Consider the following 24,821-nt stretch of genomic DNA (forward strand, 5'->3'; position numbering starts at 1 on the left):
CTGAAATAAAAAACCCGCCTCGGCGGCGGGTTGTTGGCGCAAAATCAGCACCGTGCTCATATCAATAGCATAACTGCCGTCACAAAGCAATTGATGGCAGTGTCTCAGTTTGAAATCTGATGGACCCGCTGCCACGAAAGGCGTAACGTCTAGCTAGCTCGAAAAGCCCTCCACGAAAGGAGCGCGCGATGCCAGGCAAATACGATGAGTTCGTGCACCTCGAAAACATCAGGAATTTCGAAAAGAAACTAGAAACGGAAACAGATCCCGTAAAGCGCGATCTGCTTGTTAAGTTGTTGGCCGAGGAGAAGGTGGGAAAACTCTCGCCCACTGTTACTGAGCCTCAGGCCCGCTTTTTGTAAGGACCGCGTTTGCCCGGTCGAATTTCAAACTGAGACACTACCCAATTGATCGCGAGCTCGTAACCAGGGCAAATCGCTTCAGGTTTGCGCTGCCACCCATTGCCCTGCCGGGCACCTCTCCGCACAGGAACGGGGAGAAGGGCGCCTTCGCAAAGGATTTCGCCGGCATCGTTTCGCCATGGGTTGGACGCCGTCATTTGTCTGAAGCGATGCCTGTGCTTGCGTTCTCTAAACCTTTGCATGGTTGACATCCCTCATCTGCCGGGTAGCTTCCAGGATGCAGGCGCCGCAACTTCACAAGGGAGAGGCGGATTTCGCTCTGCCATAAACGACGCATGCCGATGATCAAACAACGGCATGCGCAATCGTCCAGGGCACCTTGACGATCAATGAGGAAATGCCATGCGCGCAATCGCGTTTTTCGCCGTCGTGTCCGTTGCGACGTTCATCACGAACCAATCCCAGGCGCAGGACGCCGCCGCGGGCGAGAAGGTCTTCGCCAAATGCAAGGCCTGCCACGTCGCCGACGAGGACAAGAACAAGATCGGCCCGTCGTTGAACGGCGTCATCGGCCGGACGGCCGGCACGCATCCGGGGTTCAAATATTCCAAACCGATGACCGAGGCGGGGGCATCCGGCGTCAAATGGGACGATGCCACGCTGACGGAGTACCTTAAAGATCCGAAGGCCAAGATCAAAGGCACGAAGATGGCGTTTGCCGGCCTCAAGAAAGACGAGGACCTCGCCAACGTCATCGCCTACCTGAAGCAATTCTCCAAATGACCCGGTTCTTCCGCAGGAAGTAACCCGGTTCTTCCGCAGGAAGTAACCCGGCTTCGCCGGCCAGTCGAACGTTCGGCCGGCACCCCGCCCTGGCGGTGGGTGCTGCGGTCAAGAGGCGTCCTGCAGCCTCTGCATCGCAGAAGGCAGATCGAGGAGGCTGTCGCAAACGAGGTCGGCGTCAAGCTCTTCGACGGAAATCTGGGTGTAGCCGCCCCGCAGCAGGATGACCGGCATGCCGGCGGCGCGCGCGGCGACGACGTCGGCGCTGCTGTCTCCGACCATCAGCGTATCACGCGGTTCGACCTGAAGCTGGTCGAGCGCCAGCAGCAGAGCGTCGGGCGCCGGTTTCATGTATGTCACCGCGTCTCCGCCGACGATCGCGCCGAGATACTCCGTCAGTCCAAAATGCAGCAGGATTTCGCGAGCCGCCAACTGCGGCTTGTTGGTCACCACGCCCATGGCTATTCCGCTCAGGTGGAAGTGCGTGAGAACCTCCCTGACGCCAGGCATCAGCCTCGTCAGGCCGGTCAGATGCCGGCGGTAGATCGGCATCATGACACGGTTGGCCTCATCGAGCGCACCGCCGAGGAGCGGCGTTCCGGAAGCCGTGAAGGCCCGTTCGACCAGTTTCCTGATGCCGCCGCCGATCATCGCCTTGACCTGCTCCAGGCGCAGCGGCGGTAGATCGCGGCCGGCCAGCAATTCGTTGACCGCGGCCGTTATGTCAGGCGCCGAATCGACCAGCGTGCCGTCGAGATCGAACAGGATCGCCTTTGGCGATCGAAACGGCCTGCCCGCGCCGACGTTCATGCGGCGTCCTTCCACTTGATCGAGCAGCCGATCGAGGCGATCTGGTCGAGCGGTCCGTCGCCGGTTCGGGCAATTTGCTTCATCGCCTCGAACAGGTCGCGCCTCAGCCTGGGCGGTCCGGCATCTCGTCGCGACGCGTCCAGCCGGCCGCGATATTGCAGCGTCAACTCGCTGTTGAGCCCGAAGAAATCCGGCGTGCAGACGGCTCCATAGGCATGCGCCACCGTCTGGCGCTCGTCGTGGAGGTAGGGGAAGGTGAAGCCGTTCGTCCTGGCGAAGAGCTTCATGTTGTCGAAGGAATCATCCGGATAGGCGTCGGCATCGTTGGCGTTGATCGCGACGAAGCCGATGCCTTCGGCCTTGAGGTCGTTGGCATCGCGCACGATGCGTGAAATCACCGCCTTAACATACGGGCAGTGGTTGCAGATAAAGGCCACTACCAGCCCGTTCGGGCCGGCGTGGCTGAAGATCGAATGGCGTTTGCCGTCGACGCCGGGCAAGACGGCATCGACGGCTTGCCAGCCGAAATCGCAGACAGGTGGGATTGCCGCCATATTTGCCCTCCGATGAAATTTGCCCTCCGATGGACGGTTTACGCGGCCTTCCGGATCGCCCCGTCGGCTGCCTGCCTGATGGCGCCGATATTGGCGCGGTAGGCGGCCTCGGTGCCGCCCTTGAAGATGGCCGAGCCGGCGACCAGCACATTGGCGCCGGCCGCGGTGACCAGCGGCGCGGTCTCGGGCGTGACGCCGCCGTCGATCTCGATGTCGATCGGGCGGTTGCCGATCATTGCCTTGACCCGCCTGACCTTGTCGACGACCGCCGAAATGAAGGCCTGGCCGCCGAAGCCCGGATTGACCGTCATCAGGAGGACCAGATCGAGCCGGTCGAGCACATATTCGATGACGCTTTCCGGCGTCGACGGGTTCAACGACACGCCGGCCTTCTTGCCGAGATTCCTGATCGCCTGCAACGAACGGTCGAGATGCGGCCCGGCCTCGGCATGCACAGTGATGATGTCGCAGCCGGCATCGGCGAAGGCGGCGAGATAGTCGTCGGCCGGCGCGATCATCAGATGGCAGTCGAAGACCTTGTCCGTTCGATCACGGATCGCCTTGATCACCGGCGGACCGAAGGTGATGTTGGGCACGAAGTGGCCGTCCATCACATCGAGATGGATCCAGTCGGCGCCAGCCCGGACGACCGTTTCGACCTCATCGCCGAGCCGCGAGAAGTCCGCAGAAAGCACCGAGGGCGCAATGATTGTCTTAGTACCCATGGTCGTCGGCTCCCATTCTGTCTTCCGTTTCCGGTCGCTGCACACCAACCGGCGTCATCTTTGTCAGCGCGCCTTCGTCTCCGGTTCGCCTTCGAGCTTACCTTCCGCGAACACGCGGCTGCCGCGAATATCGGATTCCTCAATGGTGACAAGGTCGGTTTTCGTCAACGCCCGGTCGCGCGACGCGAAAAGCCGGTTGGCCTGGCGAAGCCGCGCCCGGTCGAGCCCATTGCGGACCGAGCGAGCGTTGGAGAAATGCGGCAGCCGCATGCGGATCGGGAGATACTCTTCGAGCGCCTTGGCCGCCGCCTCGCTGAGGCGGTAATTCTGTTCCGCCAGCATGATCTCGGCGATCGATTTGAGTTCGCTGACGCCGTAGTCGGGAAAATCGAGGTGGTGGGCGATGCGCGAGCGCATGCCGGGATTGCTGTCGAAGAAGCGGTCCATCTTGTTCTTGTAGCCGGCAAGAATCACAACCAGATCGTCTCGGTTGTTTTCCATGCATTGCAGCAGGATTTCGATCGATTCCTGACCGTAGTCGCGTTCGTTCTCGGGCTTGTAGAGATAGTAGGCCTCGTCGATGAAAAGCACGCCGCCCATGGCGCGCTTGATCACTTCGCGGGTTTTGGGCGCGGTGTGGCCCACATACTGGCCGACGAGATCGTCTCGCGTCACAGCGACCATGTGGCCTTCGCGGACATAGCCGAGACGATGCAGGATTTCGGCCATCCTGAGCGCCACGGTGGTCTTTCCGGTACCGGGATTTCCCGTAAAGTTCATGTGCAGCGTCGGCGCGCCCGAGGTCAGCCCGAACTTGCGGCGAAGCCGGTCAACCAGGAGGAGAGCCGCGATCTCGCGGATGCGGTTCTTGATGGGCTTCAGGCCAACGAGATCGCGGTCGAGCTTGTCCATCACCTCGTCGATGTTGGACGCCTCGAACTCGGCCTGCAGATCAACCGATTCGTCCTGCCCGGCAGCACCCTTTGCTATCGCATCCAGCATGGCTTCGGCTAGCTCCGCTCGCCCTCGGGCCTGTCGGTCGCATAAGGCACGATCGAATAGCCCTGGCTGCGGCCGTCGCGCTCCTGGCGCAGCAGCCGGAATCCGGGTTCGTTGGGCGGCCGGTTGACGATGAACGACATGCGCGGCGCTTCCCAGCCCTTGGTCGAATCGAAGGTGGTGACCCGGACATACATGTTGGGCATGGCTTTCCGGCAATTGTTGACTTCAAGCAGGATGCCCGCCGGGTCCTTCAGGTCGAACATCGGGTTGCCGTACATTTCCCAATAGGTGTTTCGCGGATGCGGATCGTCCGTGTACTCGACGCTGACCGCCCAGTGGTTTTTCAGCGCGTATTTGATCTGCGCCGAAATCTGCTGATCGGTCAGTGCGGGCAGGAACGAAAACTGTCCCTGCGTGACCTTGTTTCCAGGATTGGTCATCATGGCGACGGTTCCTTTCGTCTAGAAGCTGGGCGTTGCGGTTGGCACGAAGTCGGCCGTGTCGGTCGATTCGTAGTTGAAGGTGACGTCCTTCCAGGTCTCCAGGGCCGCCTTCAGCGGCGTGCACCATCTGGCTGCCTGTTCGAGGATCTTGGTCCCTTCGCGCAGATAGTCGCGGCCTTCGTTGCGGGCGAGGATCATCGCCTCCAGCGCGACGCGATTGGCCGTCGCGCCGGCCTGGATGCCGTCCGGATGGCCGATCGTGCCGCCGCCGAACTGCAGGACTACGTCCTCGCCGAGATAATGGATCAACTGGTGCATCTGGCCGGCATGGATTCCGCCCGAGGCGACGGGCATCACCTTGTTGAGCGAGGCCCAGTCCTGATCGAAGAACAGCCCGGTTTCGAGGTTCTGCGGCGTGCGCTCCTCGCGCAGCGTGTCGTAAAACCCCTTGATCATCAGCGGGTCGCCTTCCAGCTTGCCGACCACCGTGCCGGCATGGATGTGATCGACGCCGGCCATCCGCATCCATTTGCAGATCACGCGAAAATTCATGCCGTGGTTCTTCTGGCGCGAATAGGTCGAGTTGCCGGCGCGGTGCAGGTGCAGGATCATGTCGTTGCGGCGTGCCCACTTGGCCATCGACTGGATCGCCGTGTAGCCAATGACCAGGTCGATCATGACGATGCAGGAGCCAAGCTGTTTTGCGAATTCGGCGCGCTCGTACATCTCCTCCATCGTGCCGGCGGTGACGTTGAGATAATGGCCCTTGACTTCGCCGGTGGCGGCCGACGCCTTGTTCACAGCCTCCATGCAGTAGAGGAAGCGGTCGCGCCAGTGCATGAAGGGCTGCGAGTTGATGTTCTCGTCGTCCTTGACGAAGTCGAGGCCACCCTTCAGCGCCTCGTAGACGACGCGGCCGTAGTTGCGGCCTGACAGGCCAAGCTTCGGCTTCGTCGTCGCGCCGAGCAGCGGCCGGCCGAACTTGTCGAGCCGCTCGCGTTCCACCACGATGCCGGTCGCCGGGCCCTGGAAGGTTTTGAGGTAAGCCACCGGGATGCGCATGTCCTCGAGCCGCAAGGCCTTGACTGCCTTGAAGCCGAACACGTTGCCGATGATCGATGCAGTCAGGTTGGCTATCGAGCCCGGCTCGAACAGGTCGAGGTCGTAGGCGATGTAGGCGAAGTATTGTTGCTCGGTCCTGGTGCCGGGACCGGTGTTCGGCACCGGCTCGGATTTGAACGCCTTGGCGCGGTAGAGCTCGCAGGCGGTCAGCCTGTCGGTCCACACAACGGTCCACGTCGCGGTCGAGGATTCGCCGGCGATGGCGGCCGCCGCCTCCTCGTGGTCGACGCCGGGCTGCGGCGTGATCCGAAACATGGCGATCAGGTCGGTCTCCTTGGGCCGGTAGTCCGGCTCCCAGTAGCCCATCTTCTTGTAGGGGATGACGCCTGACTTGTAGCGTTCCTTGCCTTCCTTGAGCGTGCCTGCTGACGGCATGTCGATCTTGTTCATGACAGGTCTCCTGTTTGCCGCTCAGGCGGCTTTCGCGGTTGCGATGTGCGGGTCGAGTTTTCCCGCGGCGTAACGTTTCGCCATCTCGTCCATGGCGATGACCCTGATCTTCGAGGCGTTGCCCGCGGTGCCGAAGCGCTCGAAGCGATCGCGGCACAGGTCGCGCAAGGCGTCCATGGCGGGTATCAGGAATTTGCGCGGATCGAATTCGCGCGGGTCCTCCGTCGCGACGCGGCGGAACTGCCCGGCCATGGCCATGCGGCAATCGGTGTCGATGTTGACCTTGCGCACGCCGTAACGGATGCCGCGCTCGATCTCCTCGACCGGAACGCCAAAGGTCTGGGGCATCTCGCCGCCATATTTGTTGATGATGTCCTGCAGTTCCTGCGGCACCGAGGACGAGCCATGCATGACCAGATGCGTGTCGGGCAGCTTTTCGTGGATCGCCTCGATCACCTGCATGGCCAGGATGCCGCCATCGGGCTTGCGGCTGAACTTGTAGGCGCCGTGCGAGGTGCCGCAGGCGATCGCCAGCGCGTCGACCCGGGTGGCGGTCACGAAGTCGACCGCCTGATCGGGATCGGTCAAAAGCTGGTCGTGGGAAAGCGCGCCTTCGGCGCCGTGCCCGTCCTCGGCTTCGCCCTGGCCGGTTTCCAGCGAGCCGAGCACACCGAGCTCGCCTTCGACGGAAGCGCCGACCCAATGCGCCATGCGCGCGACACGTTCGGTGATGGCGACGTTGTAGTCGTAGCTCGCCGGCGTCTTGGCGTCCACCATCAACGACCCGTCCATCATCACCGAGGTGAAGCCGTGGCGGATCGCCGAAAGGCAGGTGGCTTCGTTGTTGCCGTGATCCTGGTGGATGCAGAGCGGAATGGCCGGATGCATTTCGGTCAAAGCCTCCATCATCTTGGCCAGCATGATGTCGTTGGCATAGGAGCGGGCGCCGCGCGAAGCCTGGATGATGACCGGCGCGTCGCAAGCCTTGGCCGCCTCCATGATGGCGAGGCCCTGTTCCATGTTGTTGATGTTGAATGCCGGAACGCCGTAGCCGTGCTCGGCGGCGTGGTCGAGAAGCTGGCGAAGGGTGATGCGGGCCATTGTCGGGTTTCTCCTAGATGATGAGCTTCAGCGCCGCCGCGGCGACGGCCTCGGGCGTGATGTCGAAATGCCGGTAGAGATCCGGGGCAGGGGCGCTGGCGCCGAAACCGGCCATGCCGACGAAAGCGCCGGTGTCGCCGATCCAGCGGTCCCAGCCGAGCCGCGCCGCGGCTTCGATGGCGATGCGCGGCGCCGAGCCGAGGACGGCCTTGCGGGTGCCGGCGTCCTGTTCCTCGAAGAGCTCCCAGCACGGCATCGAGACGACCGCGGCGGCGATGCCGTGCTCGGTCTCCAGCCGTTCGGCGGCGGCAACGGCGATCTCGACCTCCGACCCGGTGGCGATCAGCGTCACGGCGCGGCGCCCAGCTGGCTCGCGCAGGATGTAGGCGCCCTGGCTCGACCGGTTCTCGTCGCTGTATGCCGGGTCGCTGTGTGCTTGGCGCAGCATCGGCAGGTTCTGGCGCGAGAGCACCAGCACGCTCGGCCGGTTCTCGCTCTTCAGCGCCAATTCCCAGCATTCCGCCGTTTCGATGATGTCGGCCGGACGGAAGACATTGAGGTTCGGCGTCGCCCGCAGCATCGCCAAATGCTCGACCGGCTGGTGGGTCGGGCCGTCCTCGCCGAGGCCGATGGAATCATGCGTCATCACATAGACGACGCGCTGGCCCATGAGCGCCGAGAGCCGCATCGCGCCGCGCGCATAGTCGGCGAAGCACAGGAACGTGCCGCCATAAGGCACGAAGCCGCCATGCAGCGCGATGCCGTTCATGGCCGCGGCCATGCCGTGCTCGCGGATGCCGTAGTGGATGTAGCGGCCGGCATAGTCATCCGGCGCTATACGGTCCATGCCCTTGGTGATCGTCAGGTTCGAATGCGTCAGGTCGGCGGAGCCGCCGACGGTCAGCTCGGTTGCGGCATTGATTGCGCCCAGCGCCATTTCGGAGGCTTTTCGCGTTGCAACCTTGGTCGCCTTCTCGACATGCTCCTTGCGGAACGCGCCGAGCGCTTCGAAGACAGCGTCGGGCAGCTTGCCGGCGATCGCGCTCTCGAAGGCCTGGCGCCGCGGGGAGGCGGCAAGCCGCTGCTCCCAGGCATGCCGTGCCGCTTGCCCGCGCTCGGCAATTTCGCGCCAGGCAAAGAGGATGTCGTCCGGCACTTCGAACGGCGCGTAGGCCCAGCCGATGTTTTCGCGCGTCGCGGCGATCTCCGCATCGCCCAGCGGCGCGCCGTGCGTTTTTTCCGAACCGCCCAGATTGGGCGCCCCCTTGCCGATCACCGTGCGGCAGGCGATCAAAGACGGCCGATCCGACTGCTGCGCCGCTTCGATCGCCGCGGCGACGGCTTCCGTGTCGTGGCCGTCCACCGATTGGACATGCCAACCGGCGGCCTTGAACCGGGCCGGCTGGTCCATCGATGTCGACAGCGACGTCGGCCCGTCGATCGAGATCGCATTGTCGTCCCAGAAGACGATCAGCCGGGAGAGCTTCAGGTGGCCGGCAAGGTCGATCGCTTCGTGGCTGATGCCTTCCTGCAGGCAGCCGTCGCCGGCGATCACGTAGGTGAAATGGTCGACGAGATCGGCGCCGTGGCGGGCGGCAAGCATGCGCTCGGCCAGCGCCATGCCGACGGCGGTCGAAATGCCCTGTCCGAGCGGACCGGTCGTCGTCTCGATGCCGAGGGCATGGCCAAATTCGGGATGTCCGGCGGTGCGGCTGCCCAGCTGGCGAAACCGCTGCAATTCCTCGACCGGCATGTCCTTGTAACCGAGGAGGTAATGCATCGCATATTGCAGCATCGAGCCGTGCCCGGCCGAAAGCACGAAGCGGTCGCGATCGGGCCAGTCCGGCGTGGACGGATCGATGGTGATGAAGCGGCTGAACAGCACCGTCGCGACATCGGCCATGCCCATCGGCATGCCCGGATGACCGGAATTGGCCTCTTGGACGCTGTCCATCGCCAACGCGCGAATGGCGTTCGCCATATCGCGCTCCGAGACGGCGGCGGCGACAGGCTTCAAGGCTGCTTGGCTGGTCATGGCGTCCTCCTCACGACACGCGTTTCTTGCGTTCGATCAATTGCAGGATGAGCGGCGTCAGGATCAGCTGCATGGCAAGGTCGAGCTTGTTGCCTGGCACCACGATGGAATTCGGCCGCGACATGAACGAGTCGTGGATCATCGAAAGCAGGTATGGGAAATCGATGCCGCGGGGATTGGCGAAGCGGATGACCAGCATCGATTCGTCGGGCGTCGGAATCCAGCGCGCGATGAACGGGTTGGACGTGTCGACGATCGGCACGCGCTGGAAGTTGATGGCCGTCTGCGAGAATTGCGGGACGATGTAGCGGACATAGTCCGGCATGCGGCGCAGGATCACGTCCATCACCGCTTCGGTGGAATAGCCGCGCGTTGCGCGGTCGCGATGGATCTTCTGGATCCATTCGAGATTTATGACCGGCACCACGCCGATCTTGAGGTCCGCGTGCCTGGCAAGGTCGATCTTGTCGGTGACGACGCAGCCATGCAGGCCTTCGTAGAAGAGCAGGTCGCTCGGAGGGAACTCGCGCCATTCGGTAAAATGTCCCGGCGGCGTGCCGTACTGCTTCTCCTCGTCCTCGTCATGGATGTAGGTGCGGGTCTTTCCGGTTCCCCGGCGGCCATACTCCTCAAACACCTCTTCGAGGATTGCGAGCTCGTTGGCCTCGGCATTGAAATGGGTGAAGTTCGGGTTGCCCGCCTTCTCCTCCTCGGTCACTTTCGCCTTCATCGTGGCGCGGTCGTAGCGGTGAAATGCATCTCCTTCGATGAAGGCGGCCTCGATATTCTCGCGCCGGAAGATCAGATCGAAGACGCGCTTGACCGAGGTGGTGCCTGCGCCCGACGACCCGGTGATGGTGATGATGGGGTGCTTTGCCGACATGGTGCTCAGGCCCTGAAAAGGCCGCGGCGGCTGAACAGCGGCGCACGCTCGCCGATCGCGCTGGGCTCGGTGTGGTAGCGGGTGATGCGCGCGACTTCCCGCGCCGATCCGAACACCACGGGCACGCGCTGGTGCAGGCTCTCGGGTTCGATCTCGAGGATGCGGGTGATCGTATCGGTGGCGGCGCCGGCCGCCTGTTCGACGAGATAGGCGATCGGGTTGGCCTCGTAGACGAGGCGCAGCCGCCCCTGGCGGTAGCCCTTGCGCTGGTCGCCTGGATACAGGAACACACCACCGCGCATCAATATCCGATAGCAGTCTGCAACCAGGGATGCGATCCAGCGCATGTTGAAATCCTTTCCGCGTGGGCCTTCGGTGCCTTCGAGGCAGTCGTCGATGTAGAGCCGCACCGCCTCGTCCCAATGCCGGTAATTGGCGGCGTTGATGGCGAACTCCTGGGTGCGCGCCGGGATGATCCGGCTCTCGTAGGCCTGGACGAAGGTGCCGAGCCTGGTCGAGAGAACGAAGACATGCGTGCCGCTGCCGAGCGACAGAACGAGCGCCAGCTGCGGCCCATAGATGAAGAAACCGGCCCCCAACAGGTTCACGCCTGCCTGCAAAAAAGAGGCGGCCGGATTTCCATCCGGCGCGCCAGTTGCAGGGAGGAGCGAGAAGATCGTTCCGATCGACACGTTGGTGTCGATGTTGGAAGAGCCGTCGAGCGGGTCGATGGCGATGGCGAGAGGCGCCTGCCTGTCTAGCAGGACCGGCAGCTCCAGTTCCTCTGAGGCGTAGAGCGCCACCGGAGCGTGGCGCATGGCGTCGAGGAAGATATCGTCGGCGAAGATGTCGAGATCCTTCTGGATGTCGCCGTCGGCGTTGGCGCTGCGGGTTCCGGCAAAGGCGGCGCCGAGCACCCCTTGATTGATGGTGTTGCGGATCTTGGTGGCGGCCTGCGTCAACTGACGGATGGTCGCGACGACCGCGGAGCGCAGTTCGTCGGGCGGGCCAAGATAGGAATTCAGAAATGCGTCGAGCGTCGCCGCTGGCATTGTAACCTCCCGATCCAGCCGCATCTCCTCGGAGGCCGGATTGGGAAATGAAAACAAACGATGCCGGATAAGTAAAATTCAATAACTTTACTTTAGCAGTAAAAAAATTTTAGTATGCGCTATGAGAAACCTCACGCTCAAGCAATTCAAGACCGTTCAGGCGATCATCAGCCATGGAAAAATCGTCAGTGCGGCCAAGGTGTTAGGCCTGTCTCCTCCAGCGGTGACGATCCAGTTGCGGCAGGTGGAGGAGGAGTTCCAATTGGCCCTGTTCGACCGGACGTCGGACGGCATGCGTCCCACTGCCGCAGGTCTGGCCTTCGTCGAGACGGCGCAGGCCATCGAGGAGCGGCTTCGTCTGCTCGAAGACAAGATGGATGCGATCAAGGGCGTGCGCACCGGCAGCTTGAGGCTCGGCGTCGTTTCCACCGCCAAATATTTCGCGCCGCGGCTGATGGCCGGCTTCATGAAGGAGCATCCCGACATCGACATGCGGCTCGCCATCGGCAACCGCGCCGAAACGATCGACAGTCTGAAGAACCACGACATCGACATCGCGCTGATGGGACGCCCGGCGAAGGAAGTCCCGGTGCGTGCCTCGGTCTTCGGCGATCACCCGCTGGTCATCATCGCGCCGCCCGACCACCCGCTGGCGTCGGCACGCGACATTTCCAAGGAGCGGATCGCCGAAGAGCATTTCATCATTCGCGAGCCCGGTTCCGGCACGCGCATCTCGCTGGAAATATTCCTGAGCGACGTGCCCGGCCGCATCGACGATCTCGGCGTCGAGATGGGCTCGAACGAGACGATCAAGCAGGCGGTGATGGCCGGTCTCGGCATCGCCTTCATCTCCGCCCACACCATCGCCGCGGAAACCGAAGCCGGCCGGCTGGTCATCCTCGACGTTGTCGGCATGCCGATCCGCCGGCAATGGTTTTCGGTGATGCGCACCGATCACGCGGTCTCGCCGGCCATGGCGACGTTCCACGATTTCCTGATGCGCAAGGGCGCGATGTACCTGCCCCTGTTCGGCAAGCTCTATCCGCACGACGAGCCGAACACCAGAGATCGCGCGAGTTAGGGCGCGCGGCCGCCCTGCGTACGGCACGCCTTAGTTCGACGTGCCGAGAGCTTTCAGGATAAAGCGAATCTGCTCGCGCAGGGCCGCTTCGGTGTCTTCGCCGTTTTGAACGCACTGCTCGATCAGAATCGGGTGGAAGAACGGCGTGAACGCGGTCCTGACCGCACGCGCCGCTCCCGAGGGATCTTCGACCTTGAGTTCGCCCGCTTCGATGCCCTCGCGGATGATCGCCTCGAAGATCGTCGCCATCCGCTCGACATGCGCCCTGACGATCGCCCAGTTTTCCTGCATGGCGGCGACAATCAAGGCGTGCATGCGCTTTTCCTTGGCCAGTTTCGTCTTGTTGTGGTGGTGAACGGCAGTCAGGAGCCGGTCGAGCTTCTCCGAGGCTGGCGCGTTCGCGCGTGCGATCGCAAAGGCGATGTCAACGACCTCGTTCATGACCCGCCCGCAGATGGCCTCGTTGATCGCACCCCTGGAGGGGAAGAAACGGTAGACGTTCGCCGGGCTCATGCCCAGTACAGTGGCGATGTCGGCCACCGACGTCTTGTGGTAGCCGATGCGACGATAGTGCTCCTCCGCTACGTCCAGGATGCGCGCACGCACCTCGTCGGGATCAGTTCGCGTTCGGACCGAGCGATTCACGGATGTCTCCAGAACTGATGAAGCGATCTGCCGGATTCGCCGTGGATCATCTGTAAGCGGCAAGACGTGCAGCTGGCCCTGCGTATGTTCAGGCAAAGCCGGGGGCGAGAACTTGACCCGTCTCCTCTGACAAAAGGGCCTCACTCGGCAGCCATTGCTATTCGCTGTTCCGGTTCCTCCGTCGATACCTCATGGTTCTCATCGGCAGTCGGCCTGATCCGGAACCACGCGGCATAGAGCGCGGGAAGGAAGAGCAAGATCAGCACCGTGCCGACCGCCGTGCCGCCGATCAGCGTATAGGCCATCGATCCCCAGAAGACGGAGCTCGTGAGGGGGATGAAGGCCAGCACGGCGGCGAGTGCCGTCAGGATCACGGGCCTCGTGCGTTGCACCGTGGCCTCGATGACGGCGTGATAGTCGTCAAGGCCGGCAGCACGGTTCTCCTTGATCTGTTCAGTCAGGATCAGCGTGTTGCGCATGAGGATGCCGGCCAGTCCTATCATGCCCAGAATGGCGTTGAAGCCGAAGGGCTGGTTGAAGGTGAGCAGCATCGGCACGACGCCGACCAGGCCAAGCGGCGCCGTCAGCATGACCATGGACATCGTCGAGAAGGACCGCACCTGCAGCATGATAACGATCAGCATGGCGGCTATCATGACCGGGAAGACTTTGGCTAGCGCGGTGTTGGCCTTTTCAGCCTCCTCGATCGATCCGCCCAATTCGATGCGATAGCCGGCCGGAAGGGATGCGATCAGCGGCTGAAGCGCCTTCATGATCTCCCTGGAAACCTCAGGAGGCTGGGTCGCCTCATTGATGTCCGAGCGGATCGTGATGACGGACGTGCGATCGCGGCGCTTGAGGATCGGCTCTTCTAGACGAATTTCCGAATGGCCGATCTGGTCGAGCGGTATCGAGCGGCCGTCCCGGCTCATCAGGGAGAAGTCCGCCAAACGCGCCGGATCCAGCCGCTCGCCGCCGGCGCTGCGTGCCACGACGGGGACATTGCGGATGTCTTCGCGAACCTGCGTAACGGGGATGCCGGTGAGCAGGAACTGTAGTTGCTGGGCCGCCTCGGCCGGCGAGAGGCCAATGAGGCTCAGCCGATCCTGGTCGGGGACGAAGCGGAGCACAGGCGTGCGATTGCCCCAGTCGCGGCTGGCCTGCCGCACGTCCGGAACGCCCCGCATGATGTCGAGGGCCTTTTCGGAAATGCTGTACAGTTGCGCGGAATCGGGTCCCATGACCCGGAACTCGACCGGGAACGGCGTGTAGGGGCCGAACACGAGCTGCGTGACGCGCACATAGGCCTCGGGTGCAAGCCCCTGTGATACCGCCTCTCGGAGCCGGTGCTTCAAAGCCTCACGTGCCTCGGCGTCCGGGGTCAGCACGACAACCTTGGCGAAGGCAGGGTCAGGCAGCTCCGGCGCCATCGCGAAGAAGAAGCGCGGAGCGCCTTGACCGACATAGCTCGTGACGATTTCGGCCTCGGGCTGTTCGTCCAGCCAGTCTTCGAGCTTCTTCACTGTGGCGGTTGTCGTCTCGATGCTGGTGCCTTCCGGCAGGCGAACCTCCACCAGCACTTCGGGGCGGTCGGATGTCGGGAAGAACTGCTGTTTGAGGGAACCCATGCCGACAACGGAAAGTGCGAAGGCGATAGCAACGATACCGGAGGTTGCGAACTTGTGGCGCACAGCAAAGGTGATGAGCCGCCGCAGGCGCCGATAGTTCGGTGTGTTGTAGATCGCGTGGTGGCCGCCTTCGACCGGTTTGATCTCGGGCAGCATCTTAACGCCAAGATAGGGCGTGAAGATCACCGCGACGATCCAGGAGACGATGAGGGCGAACCCCACGACCCAAAAGATGTTGCCGGCGTATTCGCCCGCCGTCGAGCGCGCGAAGCCCACCGGCAGGAAGCCGGCGATCGTGACGAGGGTTCCCGACAGCATCGGCGCCGCGGTGTGGCTCCACGCATAGGCCGCCGCCTTTATGCGATCCATTCCCTCTTCCATCTTCACCACCATCACCTCGATGGCGATGATGGCATCGTCCACGAGAAGGCCAAGCGCCAGGATGAGGGCGCCAAGCGTGATGCGGTCGAAGAACCGACCGGTTTCCAGCATGATGAGGAACACGACGGCAAGCGTCAGAGGGACGGCGGCCGCGACGACGATGCCGACGCGCCAACCCATGCTGATCAGGGCGATCAGCAGCACCACGCCGAGCGCCATCGCGAATTTCATCATGAATTCGTCAACCGCCGAGGTGATGTTGACGGCCTGGTCGCTCACCTTGTCGAGCGTCATCCCGAGCGGCAGTGTCTTTGCGATGGCCGCTGTCCTGTCCTCCAGCGCCTTGCCGAGCGCGAGGCCGTCCCAGCCCTCCTGCATGACCGCCGCGAGCATGATCGTGGGCTCGCCCTGGCGTCGGATGAGATAGGTGGGAGGGTCCTCGTAGCCTCGGCGGACCTCGGCGATGTCGGAGAGCTTCAACGTCCGCCCGGCAGCGACGATCGGCGTGTCGGCGATCCCCTGGACACTGTCATAGGCGCCGTCGACCCGGATGAAGACTCGCGGCCCCTTTGTGTCGATCGAGCCCGCCGGCGTGACGGTGTTCTGCCGCTGCAAGGCGGCGACGATGTCCTGTGCCGACACGCCGAGGGTCGTCAGTTTGGCATAGGAAAACTCGACGAATATCTGTTCGGGACGTTCACCGAGAATATTGATCTTTTTGACGCCGGGCACATGCAGTAGGTCCTGGCGGATCACTTCGGCCTGCCTGGCCAGTTCACGCATCGGCATGCCCTTGGCCTTCAGCGCATAAAGGGCGAAGCTCACGTCCGAATATTCGTCGTTGACAAAGGGGCCATAGACGCCCGGCGGCAGGTTGCGGGCTTCATCCCCGAGCTTCTTGCGGGCCTGGTAGAATTCCTCCTGCACGACGGATGGCGGTGTGTTGTCCTTCAGCGTGACAGTCATATACGCATAGCCTGGCCGTGTGGTCGTCTCCACCCGGTCGTACCAGGCCAGCTCCTGCAGCCGCTTCTCCAGCGGTTCGGCGACGAGATCCTGCATCTCATGTGCCGTCGCGCCCGGCCAGGCCGTCGTGACCGTCAGGGTCTTGATGGTGAAGTTGGGATCCTCCGCCCGTCCGAGCATGAGGAACGCATAGGCGCCGGCGGCCACAAGCAGGAGGATGAAGAACAGGGTGACGGCCCGTTCGCGAACGGCGATTGCGGAAAGATTGAGGTTCATCCCTTGTCTCCGCTTTCAGACGCAGTCCTGACGCGCGCGCCCTCCTGCAGGAGATGGGCGCCGAGCGAAACGATCGGGTCGTTTGAGTTCAGTCCGGTGACCACGGCGGTTTCGCTGGTCACCCGAACAAGCTGGACGGGCTGAAATTTCACCGTCGAGGTGGCGCTGTCCAAGACCCAGACGCCGGTCTTTTCACCGTCGTCGAGCACGGCTCCCAGCGGCACCTGGACTTCCGCCTGGCGTGCCGGGCTCGCAAGCCGAACGGTTACCGTCGCGCCAAACGGCGCTGCTGCGGCCTCACCGTCGAGCACATAACGCGCCTCATAAGTACGGGTACGGACATCGGCGGAGTTCGACAATTGCCGGAGACGTGCCGTATAGCGACGCCCATCGCCACCATACACGCTGGCCTCGGCCGCCGACCCGATCGCCGGCCGGATTGTTTCGGGAAGCGCGACCACCGCTTCGCGGGCGCCGGCCTTGGCGACCCGCACCACCGCCTGGCCGGCGGAGACGACCTGCCCCGGCTCCCCAAGCGTCTCAACCACCGTTCCATCCGCGTCCGCCAAGAGGACCGCGTAGGCTGCCTCGTTCTCGGCGACCCTTGCCTCCGCGGCGGCGGCGGCGAGTTGCGCCTTGGCCGTATCCAGCGCGGCCGTCGCCTGCTCGTAGCGCTGTCGGGGGACAAATCCATCCTTAAGCAAACTGGCGTATCGCCGTTCGTCCGGTTCCGTCTGAACGACCATCGCACGCGCTGCGGCAACGGCGTTGCGCTTCGCCGTGAGCGCGAGGCGAAGGTCGGTATCGTCGATCCGCATCAGCGGCTGACCGGCCTTGACCTCCTGACCGACATCCACGAGCCGTTCCACGATTTTGCCGGGGACGCGAAAACCGAGATTGCTCTCCACCCTCGCTCCGATGATGCCGGTGAAGTTGCGTTCGGACCCGGCCACCGGCGCTGCCGTCACTAGCCTGACGATCGGCCGTTCCTGTCTCGGGTCGCTCACGGTGGAGGTTTCCTGAGTGGAAAGGGCAAATGTGGCGAATGCCGCCGACACTGACGCTGCGGCCAAGACACCGGCTAATACCACAAGATTTCTCTTTTTCATGCCCGTCGCCCTCACATCAAAAATAGATTGCATTCACACTCTATATTCGATATAGATTACGAATGCAATCTAAAAAAGGAGATGACGATGCGCGTAAGTCGCAGTCAGGCCGCGGAAAACCGCGAAACCGTGATCAATGTGGCAAGCCGCCTTTTTCGGGAGCGAGGCTTTGACGGCATCGGCCTCAAGGATCTGATGAAGGGTGCCGGGCTGACCCAAGGCGCCTTTTACAAGCAGTTCGCATCAAAGGAGGACCTGGCGGCGCAGGCGTCCAGGCGGGCAATGGAGAGCGCCACCCTCCGATGGTCGGCCGCGACCGCAGCAAAACCAGAGGATCCACTTGGCGCGGTGATCGCGTTCTACCTCAGTATGGACCATCGCGGAGAAAGGATGGACGGCTGCCCGATCGTAGCGCTCGGTTCGGATGCCGCCAGACAGGGCGTGGACGTGAAAGCGCCGTTCGAAGCGGGGATCAAGGAGCATCTCGAGATCCTTGGCCGTTTCATTGCCGAGACCAATGGCGAGGAGTCCGATGGAAAGGCCATGGCCATTCTCTCGACGATGGTCGGTGCGCTGACACTATCGCGCGTCGTCAACGACCCCGACCTCGCGCAGGCCTTTCTGGATGCGGCGACCAATCAGATTCGCGAAGCAGTCGCCGCTTGAACGGCGTGGGCAACGCTGGCGGCGCACCCAAATTGATAGGAGAATAGATGCGACGGATTGTCGTTACAGGCATGGGAGCGGTCACGCCCCTTGCTGCCGACGTCGAAGCGTCCTGGTCGCGCCTCCTGGCCGGTCGCTCGGGCATCCGGAGGCTTCCGGACGATGTGGTGGGAGACCTTCCGGCGAAGATCGGAGGGGTGGTTCCCTCCCTGGAAGAAGACCCCGAAGCCGGCTTCGATCCGAATACCGTCCTGGCTGCGAAGGACCAGCGCAAGGTAGACCGGTTCATCCTCTTCGGGCTCGCGGCTGCACAAGAGGCACTCGCCCAAGCAAGATGGGCACCCGTCTCGGAAGCGGATCGCTTGCGCACGGCCACGATCATCGCCTCGGGCGTTGGCGGGTTCCCGGCCATAACCGAGGCGGTACGCACGGTCGACCGGCGCGGCGTCCGCCGCCTATCACCTTTTACAGTGCCATCCTTCCTGGTGAACCTCGCAGCGGGCCACATCTCGATCCGCTACGGCTTCAAAGGACCACTCGGCGCACCGGTGACGGCGTGCGCGGCCGGCATTCAGGCGATCGGCGATGCGGCTCGCCTTATCCGCGCCAATGAAGCCGATATCGCCGTGTGCGGTGGAACGGAAGCATGCATGAACATCGTCAGTCTCGGTGGTTTTGCCGCGGCTCGCTCCCTTTCCACCGGCTTCAATGAGACGCCGGCTCAAGCCTCGCGCCCCTTTGATATGTTGCGTGACGGCTTCGTCATGGGCGAAGGAGCCGGTGTCCTGGTCATCGAAGAATTGAACCACGCGCTTGCGCGCAGCGCGAAACCGATCGCTGAACTCGTCGGCTACGGCACGACGGCGGATGCTCATCACGTCACTTCCGGTCCCGAGGACGGCGACGGTGCGCGCCGAGCCATGGAGATCGCGATCGCCCAGGCCGACATTTCGGCGCGTGAGGTTCGCCACCTCAATGCGCACGCGACCTCCACGCCCGTCGGCGATCTGGGGGAAATCGAGGCGATCAGAAGAGTCTTCGGCGCAGATTTCACCATAGCTGTCAGCGGAACGAAGTCAGCGACCGGACACCTGCTTGGAGCCGCCGGCGGGCTTGGAGCCATCTTCACAATCCTGGCACTCAGGGATCAAGTGGCTCCGCCGACCCTCAATTTGAGCGCTCCGGATCCAGCCGGCGAGGGGATCGACTTCGTCGCAAACCAGCCCCGGCCAATGGGGATGGACTACGCAATCTCCAATGGCTTCGGCTTCGGAGGCGTCAATGCCAGCGCACTATTCCGGCGCTGTACGGACGAGCTGGCCGGTGCGAGCATCGGAGAGTCCGGTGATTGAAGCCCTGCCTCTGACGCCTGGCAGCCCGACGCTTGCGATCGCCCCCCGCCTGATCCCGCGCGGGAGACGGGCATTACCCTATTCGTGTGCTCCCTGCCGTCACAGGCTTGGATTCCGACTCGCTGGAGATTGGCGATGACTGCCACCCCCAACATCGTTGAACTGAAGCCCAGGATCACCGTGATCGGCGTGGGCGGCGGCGGTGGAAACGCCGTCAACAACATGATCGCGCAGAACCTTGAGGGCGCAGAGTTCATTGTTGCGAACACCGATGCCCAGGCGCTCGCCATGTCGAAGGCATCGCGCCTGATCCAGCTGGGCGTCAACGCTTGATGCCATCCCAATCCCACTGTCGCTTTGGAGGAGAAGTCCAATGTTATACAGTTACATTGTGAAGAATGAAATCCGAAAGACCTTCGACCACGTCAACAACCATCGCTGGGATGAGGCGGTGAAAGCAGTCGCGCCGTATGTCCATCACCGCGTTTCCGGCGCCCACGCGCTTGGTGGTGAGCGCCACGACAAAGAAGCCCTGCGCCGCTGGTTTGAGCGCCTCGGCCGCGTCCTGCCTAACCTCCATCTCACGGTTAACCACATCTGGGTGCAGGGCTGGCCGTGGCATACCACCGTGTTTGCCCAGTGGGACGGCACCGCAACGTTGCTCAACGGCGGCGCGTCGTACGTGAACCGTGGTCTCCACGTGTTCACCCTGCGGTGGGGCAGGGTCCATGCACTCGAGGAATTTCAAGATTCACAAGCAGCGGGCCGTGGTCTTGCCGCCCAAGCGGCAGCTGGCCTCGAAGAAGCTGTCGCCGAACCAATTGTAAGTTAGCCAAAGCGGCAAGCGCGACGCTCTGTGACGTCAAGCTTGGTCGTCACGCGGCGACTGACGGCGGATGCTATTCGGGTGTTGCAACGCGAATTGGACGGGTGCCGATCTTTGCCCCTGTGACGGCATCCACGGCGACCGGCTCGATTTCATCGCCTGTCTCTGCGTCTATGTATCGCGCCAACCTGCCTTCGCCACGGTACTGGCGTCCCCACGCACCCATCAAGATGAGCACCGGCAAGAAGTCGCGTCCGGCGGCGGTCAGCACGTACTCATCGCGCGGAGGCCGCTCCGAGTAGCGCCGCTTTTCCAGTAATCCCTCCTCCGTCAGCGTCGCCAGCCGCCGGGTCAGGATGGTGGGGGCGATGCTCAGACTTTTCCGGAATTCGTCGAAGCGGGTGAGCCCCTGGCTCGCGTCGCGAAGGATCAACATGCTCCACGCATCGCCGACGCAGGTAAGGCTGCGGGCGATCGGGCAAGAGGCGTCGGAAAGATTTTTCATGTTCGTATCATTTTGATAGTGACTTGATATCGAAATGATAGTAACATCATTTCGATACCTAATCCAGCACAAAGAAAGGAGTGCCTACCATGAACAAGACCAATCTTGGCGTCACCCATCTAGAACCTAGCCGTCAGCGAAGCCTCGCGGCGATCAGCCTCATCGGTGGTGTGATGGCATTCGGCCTGGCCGTGTCCCCGCTGCATGCCGGTGAGCTGTCGGCCATGGCCGGGGAGAGTATCCATCTCGGCGGTTTTCGCGGCGTCTTACACTACACCGACGAAAATGACGGCTATCGGGTGATCGCAACGATAGCCGATGGTGAGGCCGGGCTCCCGATGCGCTTCTCGGCCACTCTCTCCGAAGGGCAGTCGGCTACGATATCCGTGCCGCGGAAATTGGGCGAACCCGACCAAAGCCTCGAGATTTCGCGCTCCGGCGACAAGCTTACCGTCACCGAGGTGGGATCGGTGTCCAACCAGCGAACTGGGGCCATTGCCGAGTAATGGCCTCATCGGATCGCCGGGGAGTGCGCCACATCTCCATTTGTGCGCACGCCTGCAGCCGGCAATCGAACCCAAAGAAAGAAATGATTTCGATGAACAAGACCAATCCTGGCGTCGCCCTGGTGACGGGGGCGTCCTCCGGCATCGGGCGCGCGACGGCCATAGCTTTGCAAAGCGCCGGTTTCCGCGTGTTCGGCACCAGCCGTCGCGCAGCCGCCAAAAACTCTGACGGCCTGACCATGCTGGCCTGTGACGTGACCGACGACGCGTCGGTGGCGAAACTGGTCGATGACGTGCTGGCCGAGACCGGGCGCATCGACCTGCTCGTCAACAATGCCGGCATGGGTCTGTTCGGCGGCGCGGAAGAGTCCTCGCTGGCGCAGGCTCAGGCACTGTTCGATGTGAACGTCTTCGGCGTGCTCCGCGTGACCAACGCGGTCCTGCCGACAATGCGCCGTCAAGGCAAGGGTAGAATCGTCAATCTGAGTTCGGTGCAGGGGTTCATCCCAGCTCCCTATTTCGCGCTTTATGCGTCGACCAAACATGCCATCGAAGGCTATTCCGAATCGCTCGACCACGAACTGCGCCCGTTCGGGATTCGCGTTGCATTGGTCGAACCCGCCTATACCCGCACGTCCTTCGAAGACAATCTCGCCAGGCCGGACCAGTTGCTTGATATCTATGACGCTGCGCGCGCTGGCATGAACGCAGTCGTGCGCAAAGCAATGGAAAAAGGCGATTCGCCCGAAGTGGTAGCCAAGACGATTTTGGCGGCTGCGACCGATGCCGTTCCGAGGAGGCGCTATGCGGCGGGAAAAATGGCGCGCCAGGTCAGTCTCCTGCGCCGTTTCGTCCCCGCGTCCGCATTCGACAAGAGCCTGCGAAAGCAGAACGGGTTGCCGGTCTGAGGCGACCGTTGGCGTTAGATAAGCAGTATGTTATGTTGCACTGCGAAAAGAACGGGGGCCACGTCCTTTCACGCCTGTAAGCGATCTGTATGTGCGACCCCTGCAGACTGGTCGGTATCTCGGAAACCTCCCGGGCATGGGGTTCGGGAATTCGATGGGGACAAGGGGTAATGCTTTACACACTCGTTATGATGGTCTGCCTGACCGATGTGCCGCAGACCTGTGAACAGCGCGAACAAATGGTGGACGGCCTGGCGATGAATCCCGGGACCGCCTTCATGCAGGCGCAGCCGCTGGTGGCCCGGTGGGTCGAGACACATCCCGGCTATTTCGTGCAGCGTTGGCGCGTGCTGCCTGGCCGCGGGATATGAGATCCGCCGCGAAGATCGGATAAGGTCTATTTCTTCGCGGCTAGCGTCTCCGAGACAGTCTTGGACAGTTGATAGAGCCGCTGCTCGATTATCGTCGGCACCTCGCAGACGTAGGTCAGCGATTGGACGCGTTCATTGAAAATTCGCGTTGCGAAAGTCAGTTGATCGGTTCGCCGCTGGATTTCGTCGGGACCCGCATCGGGCTTTGCCCGCAACGCATCGACGTCGGACGCTTCCTTGCGCAAGCCGGCGGCCATTTCGATCTGCTTGCGGGCGTAACGGGAAATGCCCGACATCACCTGCGAACGCTCGGCGTCCATGTGGTCGAACATGCCTTGCACCAGCATCGCCATTTTCGGTGCAAGCTGCTCAGCCGGCATGGCGGCGGCGAAATCCCTGATCTTCTTCTGGGCTTCCGCAATCGGCACCCTCCGGGCTGCCACCTCCTCTACCAACTCGGAAATGGCGGGGTCCTTCGACCAGCCCTTCGCCGCCGGGGGAAGCTCCGGCCCGTTCCAGATCTGGCCGAGCGAGAGTTGCGGCACCTTGCGCTGTATGCAGGGCCAGTCCGGATCGGCGTTCGCCGCGTTGGCTTTCACGCCAGGCGCGAGCAGGGCAAGCGCAACCAGGCCGCGAACAAGGCTCATTCGTGCCATCAGGCATTTCCTCCCGTGTCCTGTTTGCGGGTTATCAGGCCGCGCGAAGGGTCGTAGGCGATGATGGCGGCGGCAAGGAACAGCACTGTGCAGCCGGCAACGACGCCCAGCGAAAGCCAGTCGACCTGGCCGTAGAAGGCGAAGCGGATCAGTTCGACGGCATAGGTGAACGGATTGGCGAGGCAGATCTTGTAAAGCAGCGGGCTCGCCTCCTGGATGCGCCACAACGGATACAGCGCCGGAGAGGCGAAATAGCCGGGGAAGATGACGAAGTTCATGATGCCGGCGAAGTTTTCGAGCTGCTTGATCATCGAGGACAAAAGCATGCCGAGCGCGCAAAGCATCATGCCCGACAGGAACAGCGCCGGCAGCACCATGAGATAGCCGAGCGGCGGCGCCTTGACGCCCCAGAACCAGGCAACGATCAGGAACGCGTAGACCTGCGCGATCGATACGGCGACGCCGGCGAGCATCTTCGACACCAGAAGAAACCAACGCGGGAAGGGGCTAACCAGCAAAGTGCGCATGTTGCCCATCTCGCGGTCATAGACCATCGACAGCGAAGACTGCATGCCCGAGAACAGCAGGATCATGCCGCACAGGCCCGGCGTGATGTAGACCTCGTAGAGCACGTAGGTCTTGTAGGGCGGGATGATCGATACGCCGAGCACCTGCCGGAATCCGGCGGCAAAAATGAACAGCCAGATGAGCGGCCGAACCAGCGAGGATATGAAGCGCTCGCGCTGGTGCAGGAAGCGCAGGCACTCCCGCAGGACTACGCCCTTGAGGCAGATGAGATAGTGGCGCAGGCCGAATTTTTCGAACCTCGGCATGATGCCGGCGACTTTTTCGGGCATTGCGGGAGCGCTCATGGCGATATCTCCGCGCTGCCGGCCGGTTCGATGCGGCTGAGCCTCGAAAAGGCGTCGCGGATCGAACCGGCACCGCTCGCCCTGACGACATCGGCCACCTTGCCCTTGGCGACTAGGTCGCCCTGCCGCAAGACGACGGCATGGTCGCCGTCTTCGACCTCATCGATCAGATGCGTCGCCCACAGCACGCCGATGCCCTCGGTTTCGACGAGCTTGCGAATGGTGGCGAGAATGCCCGCGCGCGACTGGATGTCGAGGCCGACGGTCGCCTCGTCGAGCAGCAGCAGGGACGGGCGGTGGAGCAGTGCCCTGGCGATCTCGATGCGCCGCATCTGGCCGCCGGAAAGACTGCGTGCCTTGTCATGCTGACGGCCCTGCATGTCCACTGTATCGAGCAGCGCGGCAATACGCTGCCGGGCCTCGCGTCCTCCGATGCCATGCAGCGAGGCGTGGTAGGAGAGGTTCTGGTGGACGCTGAGATCGAGGTCGAGCGTGCGTGCCTGGAACACGATGCCGACACGCCTGAGCGCTTCGCCCGAGGCGCGGCTGACGTCATGGCCGAAGATGCGGATCGATCCGCGGCGCGTGTCGTAAAGATGGCTGATCAGCGAGAACAGGGTTGTCTTGCCGGCGCCGTTGAGGCCGAGAAGAACGGTGAAAGTCGCCGGCGCGATCGAGAACGAAACGTCGTTGAGCGCCCGCTTCGGACCATAGAAATGGCCGACGCCGGCAACGTCGAGCGCCGCCACCTCATCTCCTGGCCCGCTTGTCCTCACATGCTGCACGCCGGCTGGCTCCTTGTCGTCGACGA

Annotated in this window: 26 protein-coding genes and 1 pseudogene; 10 read left to right on the top strand and 17 right to left on the bottom strand. The window is 62.8% G+C overall.

Going from position 1 to position 24,821, the window contains the following annotated elements; translation table 11 throughout:
- The first annotated feature begins 188 nt into the window (after positions 1-188).
- Positions 189-362 carry a hypothetical protein gene (locus IQ26_RS39825; RefSeq protein WP_167522714.1) on the top strand — a complete coding sequence of 58 codons (174 nt, stop codon included), beginning with the start codon at positions 189-191 and terminating at the stop codon, positions 360-362.
- A 402-nt stretch (positions 363-764) separates the two neighbouring features.
- Positions 765-1,145 carry a c-type cytochrome gene (locus tag IQ26_RS30105; RefSeq protein ID WP_145721978.1) on the top strand — a complete coding sequence of 127 codons (381 nt, stop codon included), beginning with the start codon at positions 765-767 and terminating at the stop codon, positions 1,143-1,145.
- A 108-nt stretch (positions 1,146-1,253) separates the two neighbouring features.
- On the opposite strand, the gene gph is transcribed toward IQ26_RS30105, so the two are convergent.
- The 10 genes from gph to IQ26_RS30155 form a co-directional block, all read right to left on the bottom strand.
- Positions 1,254-1,955, bottom strand: a complete 702-nt coding sequence (gene gph, locus IQ26_RS30110) for a phosphoglycolate phosphatase (protein WP_145721983.1) — start codon at positions 1,953-1,955, stop codon at positions 1,254-1,256.
- Positions 1,952-2,509: a thioredoxin family protein gene (locus IQ26_RS30115; RefSeq protein ID WP_145721987.1), complete on the bottom strand. Its 558-nt coding sequence runs from the start codon at positions 2,507-2,509 to the stop codon at positions 1,952-1,954. The genes gph and IQ26_RS30115 overlap by 4 nt, the downstream gene beginning before the upstream one ends.
- Before the next feature lie 38 nt (positions 2,510-2,547).
- A complete protein-coding gene (gene rpe, locus IQ26_RS30120) occupies positions 2,548-3,234 on the bottom strand; it encodes a ribulose-phosphate 3-epimerase (RefSeq protein ID WP_145721988.1) in 687 nt (228 codons plus the stop codon).
- A gap of 63 nt (positions 3,235-3,297) precedes the next feature.
- A complete protein-coding gene (cbbX, locus tag IQ26_RS30125) occupies positions 3,298-4,236 on the bottom strand; it encodes a CbbX protein (protein ID WP_145721990.1) in 939 nt (312 codons plus the stop codon).
- An 8-nt stretch (positions 4,237-4,244) separates the two neighbouring features.
- Positions 4,245-4,679: a ribulose bisphosphate carboxylase small subunit gene (locus IQ26_RS30130; protein WP_145721992.1), complete on the bottom strand. Its 435-nt coding sequence runs from the start codon at positions 4,677-4,679 to the stop codon at positions 4,245-4,247.
- An 18-nt stretch (positions 4,680-4,697) separates the two neighbouring features.
- Positions 4,698-6,191, bottom strand: coding sequence for a ribulose-bisphosphate carboxylase large subunit (locus IQ26_RS30135; RefSeq protein WP_145721997.1), 1,494 nt, complete (start codon positions 6,189-6,191; stop codon positions 4,698-4,700).
- Between the two features lie 21 nt (positions 6,192-6,212).
- Positions 6,213-7,292 carry a class II fructose-bisphosphate aldolase gene (fba, locus tag IQ26_RS30140; protein ID WP_145721999.1) on the bottom strand — a complete coding sequence of 360 codons (1,080 nt, stop codon included), beginning with the start codon at positions 7,290-7,292 and terminating at the stop codon, positions 6,213-6,215.
- 13 nt (positions 7,293-7,305) lie between these two features.
- Positions 7,306-9,327, bottom strand: coding sequence for a transketolase (tkt, locus tag IQ26_RS30145; RefSeq protein WP_145722001.1), 2,022 nt, complete (start codon positions 9,325-9,327; stop codon positions 7,306-7,308).
- Positions 9,328-9,337: 10 nt separating this feature from the next.
- Positions 9,338-10,210 (bottom strand): phosphoribulokinase, encoded by an 873-nt coding sequence (locus IQ26_RS30150; RefSeq protein WP_145722003.1) that lies wholly within the window; start codon positions 10,208-10,210, stop codon positions 9,338-9,340.
- A gap of 5 nt (positions 10,211-10,215) precedes the next feature.
- On the bottom strand, positions 10,216-11,262 hold the full coding sequence (locus IQ26_RS30155) for a class 1 fructose-bisphosphatase (RefSeq protein ID WP_145722004.1): 1,047 nt from the start codon (positions 11,260-11,262) through the stop codon (positions 10,216-10,218).
- A gap of 121 nt (positions 11,263-11,383) precedes the next feature.
- On the opposite strand from IQ26_RS30155, the gene IQ26_RS30160 reads away from it, so the two are divergent.
- Positions 11,384-12,343 carry a LysR family transcriptional regulator gene (locus IQ26_RS30160; protein ID WP_145722005.1) on the top strand — a complete coding sequence of 320 codons (960 nt, stop codon included), beginning with the start codon at positions 11,384-11,386 and terminating at the stop codon, positions 12,341-12,343.
- 30 nt (positions 12,344-12,373) lie between these two features.
- On the opposite strand, the gene IQ26_RS30165 is transcribed toward IQ26_RS30160, so the two are convergent.
- From IQ26_RS30165 to IQ26_RS30175, 3 genes are all read right to left on the bottom strand, one after another.
- Positions 12,374-12,988, bottom strand: coding sequence for a TetR/AcrR family transcriptional regulator (locus IQ26_RS30165; RefSeq protein ID WP_145722007.1), 615 nt, complete (start codon positions 12,986-12,988; stop codon positions 12,374-12,376).
- A gap of 140 nt (positions 12,989-13,128) precedes the next feature.
- Positions 13,129-16,239, bottom strand: coding sequence for an efflux RND transporter permease subunit (locus tag IQ26_RS30170; protein WP_145722009.1), 3,111 nt, complete (start codon positions 16,237-16,239; stop codon positions 13,129-13,131).
- Entirely contained in the window at positions 16,236-17,348 is a 1,113-nt protein-coding gene (locus IQ26_RS30175) for an efflux RND transporter periplasmic adaptor subunit (protein ID WP_145722011.1), read from the bottom strand. The genes IQ26_RS30170 and IQ26_RS30175 overlap by 4 nt, the downstream gene beginning before the upstream one ends.
- An 87-nt stretch (positions 17,349-17,435) precedes the next feature.
- Between IQ26_RS30175 and IQ26_RS30180 the strand changes: the two genes are divergently transcribed.
- The 4 genes and pseudogenes from IQ26_RS30180 (at position 17,436) to IQ26_RS30195 (ending at position 20,198) form a co-directional block, all read left to right on the top strand.
- Positions 17,436-18,014, top strand: a complete 579-nt coding sequence (locus IQ26_RS30180) for a TetR/AcrR family transcriptional regulator (protein WP_145722013.1) — start codon at positions 17,436-17,438, stop codon at positions 18,012-18,014.
- A 47-nt stretch (positions 18,015-18,061) separates the two neighbouring features.
- Positions 18,062-19,366 carry a beta-ketoacyl-ACP synthase II gene (gene fabF, locus IQ26_RS30185; RefSeq protein ID WP_145722014.1) on the top strand — a complete coding sequence of 435 codons (1,305 nt, stop codon included), beginning with the start codon at positions 18,062-18,064 and terminating at the stop codon, positions 19,364-19,366.
- 135 nt (positions 19,367-19,501) lie between these two features.
- A pseudogene (locus IQ26_RS30190) lies at positions 19,502-19,693 on the top strand (cell division protein FtsZ); the annotation flags it as partial.
- A 46-nt stretch (positions 19,694-19,739) separates the two neighbouring features.
- Positions 19,740-20,198: a nuclear transport factor 2 family protein gene (locus tag IQ26_RS30195; protein WP_145722016.1), complete on the top strand. Its 459-nt coding sequence runs from the start codon at positions 19,740-19,742 to the stop codon at positions 20,196-20,198.
- 67 nt (positions 20,199-20,265) lie between these two features.
- On the opposite strand, the gene IQ26_RS30200 is transcribed toward IQ26_RS30195, so the two are convergent.
- Positions 20,266-20,697, bottom strand: a complete 432-nt coding sequence (locus IQ26_RS30200) for a winged helix-turn-helix transcriptional regulator (RefSeq protein ID WP_145722018.1) — start codon at positions 20,695-20,697, stop codon at positions 20,266-20,268.
- Between the two features lie 89 nt (positions 20,698-20,786).
- Between IQ26_RS30200 and IQ26_RS30205 the strand changes: the two genes are divergently transcribed.
- The 3 genes from IQ26_RS30205 to IQ26_RS30215 all read left to right on the top strand — a co-directional run bounded on the left by IQ26_RS30205 (position 20,787) and on the right by IQ26_RS30215 (position 22,482).
- A complete protein-coding gene (locus tag IQ26_RS30205; protein ID WP_240547301.1) occupies positions 20,787-21,203 on the top strand; it encodes a hypothetical protein in 417 nt (138 codons plus the stop codon).
- A 92-nt stretch (positions 21,204-21,295) separates the two neighbouring features.
- The gene (locus IQ26_RS30210) at positions 21,296-22,111 is read left to right on the top strand and encodes an oxidoreductase (RefSeq protein WP_145722020.1); all 816 of its coding nucleotides are present in this window, start codon (positions 21,296-21,298) and stop codon (positions 22,109-22,111) included.
- A gap of 170 nt (positions 22,112-22,281) precedes the next feature.
- Positions 22,282-22,482 carry a hypothetical protein gene (locus IQ26_RS30215; RefSeq protein ID WP_145722022.1) on the top strand — a complete coding sequence of 67 codons (201 nt, stop codon included), beginning with the start codon at positions 22,282-22,284 and terminating at the stop codon, positions 22,480-22,482.
- A 26-nt stretch (positions 22,483-22,508) separates the two neighbouring features.
- On the opposite strand, the gene IQ26_RS30220 is transcribed toward IQ26_RS30215, so the two are convergent.
- From IQ26_RS30220 to IQ26_RS30230, 3 genes are read right to left on the bottom strand one after another with little or no spacing between them, the layout of a single operon-like run.
- Positions 22,509-23,138, bottom strand: coding sequence for a hypothetical protein (locus IQ26_RS30220; RefSeq protein WP_145722023.1), 630 nt, complete (start codon positions 23,136-23,138; stop codon positions 22,509-22,511).
- Complete coding sequence (locus IQ26_RS30225) at positions 23,138-23,971, bottom strand: ABC transporter permease (protein ID WP_162458118.1); 834 nt, start codon at positions 23,969-23,971, stop codon at positions 23,138-23,140. Before IQ26_RS30225 ends, IQ26_RS30220 begins: the two co-directional genes overlap by 1 nt.
- 35 nt (positions 23,972-24,006) lie before the next feature.
- Entirely contained in the window at positions 24,007-24,795 is a 789-nt protein-coding gene (locus IQ26_RS30230) for an ATP-binding cassette domain-containing protein (protein WP_145722027.1), read from the bottom strand.
- Between the last annotated feature and the right edge of the window lie 26 nt (positions 24,796-24,821).

Origin of the sequence: Mesorhizobium tianshanense, assembly GCF_007830515.1 — a bacterium.
GTDB lineage: Bacteria > Pseudomonadota > Alphaproteobacteria > Rhizobiales > Rhizobiaceae > Mesorhizobium > Mesorhizobium tianshanense.

Excerpts from the sequence above, each read along its gene's own strand:
- IQ26_RS30135 (WP_145721997.1), bottom strand. The coding sequence starts at position 6,191 with ATGAACAAGATCGACATGCCGTCAGCAGGCACGCTCAAGGAAGGCAAG.
- tkt (WP_145722001.1), bottom strand. The coding sequence starts at position 9,327 with ATGACCAGCCAAGCAGCCTTGAAGCCTGTCGCCGCCGCCGTCTCGGAG.
- IQ26_RS30210 (WP_145722020.1), top strand. The coding sequence starts at position 21,296 with ATGAACAAGACCAATCCTGGCGTCGCCCTGGTGACGGGGGCGTCCTCC.
- IQ26_RS30205 (WP_240547301.1), top strand. The coding sequence starts at position 20,787 with ATGAACAAGACCAATCTTGGCGTCACCCATCTAGAACCTAGCCGTCAG.
- fba (WP_145721999.1), bottom strand. The coding sequence starts at position 7,292 with ATGGCCCGCATCACCCTTCGCCAGCTTCTCGACCACGCCGCCGAGCAC.
- IQ26_RS30195 (WP_145722016.1), top strand. The coding sequence starts at position 19,740 with ATGTTATACAGTTACATTGTGAAGAATGAAATCCGAAAGACCTTCGAC.
- IQ26_RS30175 (WP_145722011.1), bottom strand. The coding sequence starts at position 17,348 with ATGAAAAAGAGAAATCTTGTGGTATTAGCCGGTGTCTTGGCCGCAGCG.
- IQ26_RS30115 (WP_145721987.1), bottom strand. The coding sequence starts at position 2,509 with ATGGCGGCAATCCCACCTGTCTGCGATTTCGGCTGGCAAGCCGTCGAT.
- IQ26_RS39825 (WP_167522714.1), top strand. The coding sequence starts at position 189 with ATGCCAGGCAAATACGATGAGTTCGTGCACCTCGAAAACATCAGGAAT.
- IQ26_RS30170 (WP_145722009.1), bottom strand. The coding sequence starts at position 16,239 with ATGAACCTCAATCTTTCCGCAATCGCCGTTCGCGAACGGGCCGTCACC.
- fabF (WP_145722014.1), top strand. The coding sequence starts at position 18,062 with ATGCGACGGATTGTCGTTACAGGCATGGGAGCGGTCACGCCCCTTGCT.
- IQ26_RS30215 (WP_145722022.1), top strand. The coding sequence starts at position 22,282 with ATGCTTTACACACTCGTTATGATGGTCTGCCTGACCGATGTGCCGCAG.
- gph (WP_145721983.1), bottom strand. The coding sequence starts at position 1,955 with ATGAACGTCGGCGCGGGCAGGCCGTTTCGATCGCCAAAGGCGATCCTG.
- cbbX (WP_145721990.1), bottom strand. The coding sequence starts at position 4,236 with ATGCTGGATGCGATAGCAAAGGGTGCTGCCGGGCAGGACGAATCGGTT.
- IQ26_RS30155 (WP_145722004.1), bottom strand. The coding sequence starts at position 11,262 with ATGCCAGCGGCGACGCTCGACGCATTTCTGAATTCCTATCTTGGCCCG.
- IQ26_RS30105 (WP_145721978.1), top strand. The coding sequence starts at position 765 with ATGCGCGCAATCGCGTTTTTCGCCGTCGTGTCCGTTGCGACGTTCATC.
- rpe (WP_145721988.1), bottom strand. The coding sequence starts at position 3,234 with ATGGGTACTAAGACAATCATTGCGCCCTCGGTGCTTTCTGCGGACTTC.
- IQ26_RS30180 (WP_145722013.1), top strand. The coding sequence starts at position 17,436 with ATGCGCGTAAGTCGCAGTCAGGCCGCGGAAAACCGCGAAACCGTGATC.
- IQ26_RS30220 (WP_145722023.1), bottom strand. The coding sequence starts at position 23,138 with ATGGCACGAATGAGCCTTGTTCGCGGCCTGGTTGCGCTTGCCCTGCTC.
- IQ26_RS30130 (WP_145721992.1), bottom strand. The coding sequence starts at position 4,679 with ATGATGACCAATCCTGGAAACAAGGTCACGCAGGGACAGTTTTCGTTC.
- IQ26_RS30225 (WP_162458118.1), bottom strand. The coding sequence starts at position 23,971 with ATGCCGAGGTTCGAAAAATTCGGCCTGCGCCACTATCTCATCTGCCTC.
- IQ26_RS30150 (WP_145722003.1), bottom strand. The coding sequence starts at position 10,210 with ATGTCGGCAAAGCACCCCATCATCACCATCACCGGGTCGTCGGGCGCA.
- IQ26_RS30200 (WP_145722018.1), bottom strand. The coding sequence starts at position 20,697 with ATGAAAAATCTTTCCGACGCCTCTTGCCCGATCGCCCGCAGCCTTACC.
- IQ26_RS30160 (WP_145722005.1), top strand. The coding sequence starts at position 11,384 with ATGAGAAACCTCACGCTCAAGCAATTCAAGACCGTTCAGGCGATCATC.